Source organism: Antarctobacter sp., from assembly GCF_048262615.1.
Classification (GTDB): Bacteria; Pseudomonadota; Alphaproteobacteria; order Rhodobacterales; family Rhodobacteraceae; genus Antarctobacter.
The window spans coordinates 1-6,262 of sequence record NZ_JBLXFB010000059.1 but is presented as its reverse complement, the minus strand read 5'-3'; the positions used below and the strand labels follow the sequence as shown (position 1 = coordinate 6,262).

The window sequence follows — 6,262 nt, the reverse complement described above, 5'->3', positions numbered from 1 at the left end:
CGCTTGATCAGGGAGGAGGTGTCCCAGCGGCCGCCGCCCATGTTCTGCACGTCCTTGTAGAACTGGTCCACAAGCGCCGTGACCGGCAGCGAGGCGCCGGTTTCATTGGCGGTACGCAGGCAGATGTCCAGATCCTTGCGCATCCAGTCGACGGCAAAGCCATGTTCGAATTCATCGGCGATCATGGTCTTGTAGCGGTTGACCATCTGCCAGGATCCGGCCGCGCCGCCGCCGATGACGTCCACAACCGCAGCGCCGTCCAGCCCGGCCTTTTCAGCAAAGTGCAGCCCTTCGGACAGGCCTTGCACCAGACCGGCGATGCAGATCTGGTTGACCATCTTGCATTTCTGACCCGCGCCGCTGTCGCCGATGCGTTGCAGAGCTTGCATAGGCGTCGATCACCGGGGCGGCCGCGTCGTAATCGGGCTGATCGCCGCCGCACATGACGACGAGCTGGCCGTTCTCGGCCCCGCCTGCCTGCCCGACACCGGCGCATCGACGAAGCCGAAGCCGTTTTCCTGGCGACCTGTAAAGCTCCAAACGTCACCATCGAACTGACCGTGGTGTGATGACGAAGATCGCGCTTTCCGCCATGCCGGCAAAGGCTCCGTCCGCCCCGAGGCAGACCGAGCGGCAGGTCGTCGCCACGCCGACGCAGGCCATGACGAAATCCGCGCCTTCCGCCGCCTGGCGCGGGTGGGGCGCGCTGCCGCCGTGTTCGGCGACCCATTTGTCGGCCTTTGCGCGCTGCGGTTGTAGACCGTCACCCGTGACCGGCCTTCGCCATATGGCCCGCCATCGATAGCCCATCACGCCCAGACCAAGAAATGCGCATTTTGCCATGGTTCAACCCCGTTATCGCAAACGTTCAGCCTTGTCGTTCCTGCCCTGCCCCTTGGCAGGGGCGAGGGCACGGTAATCCCGCAGGACACCGGCAGGACAAAGCGCAAAGCCCCATGGCGACACTCTTCCGATGCTGCTCAGGCTTACCCCGGCCGCGATCCTCATGAGCTGATCGCGTCGACTGGTCTACCATCTCGCCTCGCGATCCCTGCCGGACTACGACAAGACCTGGCCGTCAAGGCACCGAGGGCGATCGAGATCGTGCGCGACAATGCCGGGTGCCGCATATCTGCCGAACCGATCCCGATGCCTTCTTCGGCCTGGCTACGCCCAGCCCAGACCGCCAGGCAGATGACGCTGATGCGGCACGGTGCAGGGACGGCTGTCCGAGCTGTTCGGTCGGCGCACGCTGGAACCGACACGCTGATGCGCCGCCCGATTCTACGGGCTGGCGGTGCGTTCGGTCGCGGCGCAGACGCGCACCCGCGCCGCGCTGACCGCCTATGCCGCCGGGGTGAATGCCCGCATCACGAGATCAACGCCGAGAGCCTGCCGGGGCGCCCCGAGTTCTTCCTTCAACGCGCCGCCGGTGCCCTGGCAGCCTGCCGATTCCATCGCCATCGTCAAGCTCATGGCCCTGCAGCTCCGGGCCAGTTCCGCGACGAGATCCTGCGCGCCCGCACCTCGCTGCTGCTGCCGGACGAAGACCGGCTCAAGGACATCCTGCCTGACATTCCGGCGAGGGCGCTGCGCCCCGCCCGCCATGCCGCGCCGTTCCCCGCCAGAAGTTCACGCAGTTCGCCGCAAGCCGCTGGAACGACACCCTGTCGCCCTTCCCGGAGCGCGGCCTTGCCGGGCGTCGAACGCCCGGGGCGGCGGCGTTCTCGCGCTCGGCCAGTGCGGGACGCTGCTGGCTAACGATCCGCACTCGGCTTCACCGCGCCTCGACCTGGTATCTCGCCCGGCTCCAGCTTGCCTCGGGCGGGTGATCGGCGGCACCATCCCCGGCGTGCCCGCCGTCATGCTGGGCCGGTCGGAAAAGCTGGCCTGGGGCATCACCTCGGCCTATCTCGACGACCAGAATTTATATCGAGGAACTGAACCCGCAGGGTCCCGGAGCACGACCGCACGCCTGACGGCTGGAAGCGCTTCCTGACGCGCAAATCCATCGTCGAGATCAAGGGCGAACCGCCCGTCACCCTGACCCTGCGCTGACCGACAACGCCCGTGCTGCTCAAGGGCGTAATCTGGCCTCGATACGCCGCAGGGGCAGTCGTCTGCTTGCCTGGTCGGCGCTGTCGGATGCGGACACCTGATGAGCGCGGCGACCTGGCTGATGGAGGCGGGGTCGGTCGACGCGCGCTGAGCGCCTCCGAAGGCTACATGGCCCCGCGCAGATGCTGACGCTGATCGACCGCGAACAGATGCGCTGAAACCGCGGGCGCCATTATGCCGCAGCGCGATCCCGCCAGCCAGCCGCGGGCGTATGCCCTCGCCCGGCTGGATCGCCGCAACCGCTGGATCGGCACTACCCTGACAGCGCGAACCCGGTCTGACGGACCGCTGGGCGGCCTTGTCGGCAATACCAACAAGATCATCGACCGCCCTTCCCGCTGCACGCCGCTTCGACTGGGGCGACAGCCAGCGCATCAACCGCTGGTCGCAGCTCGCAGGGCCGCGAAGTGCACACCCGCGACAGCTTCATCGAGGCGCAGCTCGATACCGTACGCCTGCGGCGCGATGCCGCTGCCGCTGATCGGGCGCGACCTTTGGCACACCGGCGAGGCCGCGCCCGAGGGTTATGCCCGAACGTCAGCGCCAGCGCTGGACCTGCTGGTTGACTGGAGCGGCGAGATGAACGAACATCTCCTGAGCCGCGCGGGCCTGGCTGCGCGCTGCAGGACCGGCTGATCCGCGACGATCCGGACCGCTTGCGGACGAATACGACCACGTCGAGCCGCTGTTCATCGAGCGCGTCTTTTACGTCGACGGCGCGGGCGCCGTGCGACGTCATCCGCTCGGTCGCGGTGGAAACCTGCACTGACATCGCCCGCCTCGCTGGACGACGCGCTGGTCTGACTTCGACATCACGGCGCGGCGCCTGAATCGCTGCGGCCAGCGACGCCCACCAGGCCACCCAAGCACAAAAGCGTTCTGGGCGACGCCGGTGCTTCGGTATTTCGTGAACATCCGTCAAAGCACTTCGGGCGGGGATTTCACCTCGAACGCGGGCGCACCGCGCAAGGACCCGGAACCCTTGCCAACGTGCACGGCGCCACCTATCGCGGCGTCTACGATTTCGCCGACCCCGATTCCTCGGTCTTCATCAGCTCGACGGCGAATCCGGCATTTCCCGTCGCGCCATTACGACGATCTCGGCTAGCCTGGCGGCGCGCGAATACATCCCGATGTCGCTCGACGCGGACTCGCCTGCCGCCTGTCGGAATCACCCGGTTGATCCGTCCGTGAGCGCGCCGTCCGGCGTGCTGGACAAGGCCGGGCCCGCCGCATCGCGCGCGAGGTGCTGGCGCGAGCGTTCTGGCGCGCTCTTCGGGCTCGGCTGTCCAAGAACCGCGATAATCCGATGGCCAGTCAGTGTTCTGCGCCGACCGGCCCGGCACGCGCCTGACCGTCAAGCCTGGGCCCCGCACCGGCCGACGCGTCGCCGCCGGCGCCGCCCGCACCGCGCCGGCCGCGCGCCTGATGGGGCGCAGGAGGTGCTGTTTCTTCGATCCGGAGCGCGCTGCCCTCGGCCTGTCCTATGCCGACGGGCCCACCCTGTCCGGAGCTCTGCCGGTCCTCGCCCCCGCCGCGCGCCCGACCGGCTGCACGAGGCGGGGCGCTGGCTGGCGGAGTTTCACCACCAGCCGCCGCGACCAGCCCTCCGCCCTGCCGGGCAGATCGCCTGGCTGAACCGGCTTGAGGCATGGTCGACGCGGGCGAACGCCATATCCCCGACATTGCCGCTCGCGCCGAAGTCCGCGCGATGGAGGCGCTGGCTGCCGAGGTGCGTAGGCCGGCGCAGCGCGCCATCACCCACCGCGACCTGCATCTCGACAACCTGGTGCTGACTCCGCCGCCTTGCGGGCTGGATTTCGAGAACCCGAAGGAAGACGAGCCCTATCGCGACCTGGTCTGGCTGCTGATCCACGTCTCGCTGGCCGATGACGCCACGCCGCTGAGCGATTTCGCTGCCGCCCCGCGCGGCTACGGGACGGCGTGACCGAACCGCCCTGTGGCTGTTCCTGCAGCGGCTCTTCGCGCCGGCGTCTGGGCCGGACCCCCGAGGCCCCCTCGCTGCGCCGTCCGCCCGCTATGCCGCCGCGCGAGATCGTGCCGCGCGGAACCGCTGCTGGTCTGAGGCTGGTCCGAGGCCCGGCCAGCCGCCGTCGGCGCGATGATCCGGCGCAGCGCCGCCGGTTCAGCACGGCCACCGCCGCGACCGCCTCTACGAGCAGCGTCAGCGCGCTGGCCAGCACCGATTCCACACGCTCGGTTGCGAGGATCGAGATGTCGGAAACCATCGAGAGCGCTTGAGGATGGTGAAGGTCAGCAGCGCCGTACCGGAGCAGCTGCGCGATGAACCGGAAGGCCACCGGAAAGATCGTCAGCACCAGCGCCGCCGTCACCCATTGCGGCAGCGCGGAATGCCGTTGGACCGAGGCCAGCGCCCCGCAGAGCGTGGCCAGAGTCCGTTGGACTGCGCGAGAACAGTGCGCCATAGGGCGGCATGGACAGGATGACGAAGGTCAGCGGCAACTGAATCCGTGGCTGCCGTACAGGTATTGACCCAGCCAGACCGCCAGCGCAGGCCGGTGCCGAAGACCGCGCCGAAGGTGAAGTTGACCCGGCTCTGCCGTTGCAGGGGCCGGTCTGCGCGCCGCAACAGCGTGGTGACGCAGACGCTCCAGACCATGCCCGCGAGGTAGAGCGTCAGCAGCAGCGCATGTTGTCCGAGGGATCAGCGGCGAGGTGAAGATGGTCCAGGTCAGAGCGCCCGCATCGCGGGCCGCGCCAACCGGTGATGGGCGGCGATGGCGGTCATCGCCGAAAGGCAGGCCGCGACCATCAGCGCCATCATCGGATCGCTGAGCGCCAGCATCCCGCCGAGCCCGGTCGACATGGTCGCAAGTAGTGCTATCGGCGCGCCGCCCTGTGGCTGGTTACACGCGCGGCATCGCCGCCGCAAAGGCCGCCATTCCCGCAAGGCCGAAGACCGCACCGCCACCAGCGGCGCACCAGCACCGCCAGCAGCATGATCCCGACATCGGCCCAGGGCATCAGCCTCGACCGTCGATGAACCAGAGACCAACCGCCCGCGTTCTCCTGTTCCTCTTCCGACCCCGGCGACCGGACTCTGCCGGTGCCTTGCCCCGCGCTCCGCTCAGTGCGGCGCGGATCATCTCGAACTGGCGCGGTCCTGGCGGTCCAGCGCACCGCATGACCGTGCCGTCATCGCTCTGGCTTTCGTCCTGACGAGGCCCTTGTCATAGAGCCACGCCCGCGCCCGACCCTCGTAGAAGGCGAGCACCAGCTCTTCCTCGACCGTGTCGCCCTCAGCCGGTCCGTCAATGCCTCGAGGAACACGTCCAGCCCCTCGCCGGTGACGGCGGAGACCGCAAAGATCCCTCGTCCCCGAGGCGCGCGCCGGCCGCCTCGCGCATTTTCGGTCGAGCCGGTCGATCTTGTTCCAGAGTTCGACCTGCGGCGTCCTCCGGGATCCCGAGCGAGGACAGGATGGTGCGCACGTCCTCGGCCTGTTCCTCGGTCGCGGCATGCGAGATGTCGCGCACATGCACGACCACATCCGCCGCGCACCTCTTCGAGCGTGGCGCGGAAGGCCGCGACCAGTTCGGTCGGCAAGTCGGAGATGAAACCAACGGTGTCGGACAGGATCACGTCCGCCCCGGTGGGCAGGCGCACCGCCCGCATGGTCGGGTCCAGCGTTGCAAAAAGCATGTCCTTGGCCATGACCTCTGCCCCGGTCAGCCGGTTGAACAGCGTCGACTTGCCCGCGTTGGTATAGCCCACAAGGGCGACAATCGGATACGGCACCTTGGCGCGCGCCTTGCGGTGCAGCTCACGCGTCTTGACCACCTTGTCCAACTGGCGGCGCAGGCGCACCAGCTGTTCGTCGATCGCGCGCCTGTCGGCCTCGATCTGGGTTTCACCCGGACCGCCGACAAACCCCAATCCGCCCCGCTGCCGTTCCAGGTGGGTCCAGGCCCGCACCAGCCGCGTACGCTGATAGCTGAGATGCGCCATCTCGACCTGCAGCACGCCTTCGCGTGTGGCGGCCCGGTCCGAGAAAATCTCGAGAATCAGCCCGGTCCGGTCGAGCAGTTTGACCTTCCACTCTTTTTCCAGATTGCGCTGCTGCACGGGCGTCACCGGCCCGTCGACCAACACCAGTTCCACC

General features: G+C 68.3%; 5 protein-coding genes and 2 pseudogenes. 3 read left to right on the top strand and 4 right to left on the bottom strand.

Translation table 11 applies throughout. The annotated features are described in order from the left end of the window. Positions 1 to 389 (bottom strand): NAD(P)-dependent oxidoreductase (locus tag ACN0S5_RS23970; protein ID WP_417211756.1); only part of this gene is annotated, 389 nt, incomplete at its 3' end. Next, positions 274 to 810, bottom strand: a pseudogene (locus ACN0S5_RS23965) (NAD(P)-binding domain-containing protein). The gene ACN0S5_RS23970 and the pseudogene ACN0S5_RS23965, both read right to left, overlap by 116 nt. A gap of 487 nt (positions 811 to 1,297) precedes the next feature. Here ACN0S5_RS23965 and ACN0S5_RS23960 point away from each other — a divergent pair. The 3 genes from ACN0S5_RS23960 (at position 1,298) to ACN0S5_RS23950 (ending at position 4,066) form a co-directional block, all read left to right on the top strand. Next, positions 1,298 to 1,999 carry a penicillin acylase family protein gene (locus tag ACN0S5_RS23960; protein WP_417211755.1) on the top strand — a complete coding sequence of 234 codons (702 nt, stop codon included), beginning with the start codon at positions 1,298 to 1,300 and terminating at the stop codon, positions 1,997 to 1,999. Positions 2,000 to 2,292: 293 nt separating this feature from the next. After that, positions 2,293 to 2,754, top strand: a complete 462-nt coding sequence (locus ACN0S5_RS23955; RefSeq protein ID WP_417211753.1) for a hypothetical protein — start codon at positions 2,293 to 2,295, stop codon at positions 2,752 to 2,754. A 1,015-nt stretch (positions 2,755 to 3,769) separates the two neighbouring features. Beyond that, on the top strand, positions 3,770 to 4,066 hold the full coding sequence (locus ACN0S5_RS23950; RefSeq protein WP_417211752.1) for a phosphotransferase: 297 nt from the start codon (positions 3,770 to 3,772) through the stop codon (positions 4,064 to 4,066). A 765-nt stretch (positions 4,067 to 4,831) separates the two neighbouring features. On the opposite strand, the gene ACN0S5_RS23945 is transcribed toward ACN0S5_RS23950, so the two are convergent. Together ACN0S5_RS23945 and hflX are read right to left on the bottom strand one after the other, a co-directional pair. Next, a complete protein-coding gene (locus ACN0S5_RS23945) occupies positions 4,832 to 4,966 on the bottom strand; it encodes a hypothetical protein (RefSeq protein WP_417211750.1) in 135 nt (44 codons plus the stop codon). A 325-nt stretch (positions 4,967 to 5,291) separates the two neighbouring features. Next, a pseudogene (hflX, locus tag ACN0S5_RS23940) lies at positions 5,292 to 6,262 on the bottom strand (GTPase HflX); the annotation flags it as partial.

Coding starts and splice junctions, on each gene's coding strand:
- ACN0S5_RS23945 (WP_417211750.1), bottom strand. CDS start 4,966: ATGTCGACCGGGCTCGGCGGGATGCTGGCGCTCAGCGATCCGATGATG.
- ACN0S5_RS23950 (WP_417211752.1), top strand. CDS start 3,770: ATGGTCGACGCGGGCGAACGCCATATCCCCGACATTGCCGCTCGCGCC.
- ACN0S5_RS23955 (WP_417211753.1), top strand. CDS start 2,293: ATGCCGCAGCGCGATCCCGCCAGCCAGCCGCGGGCGTATGCCCTCGCC.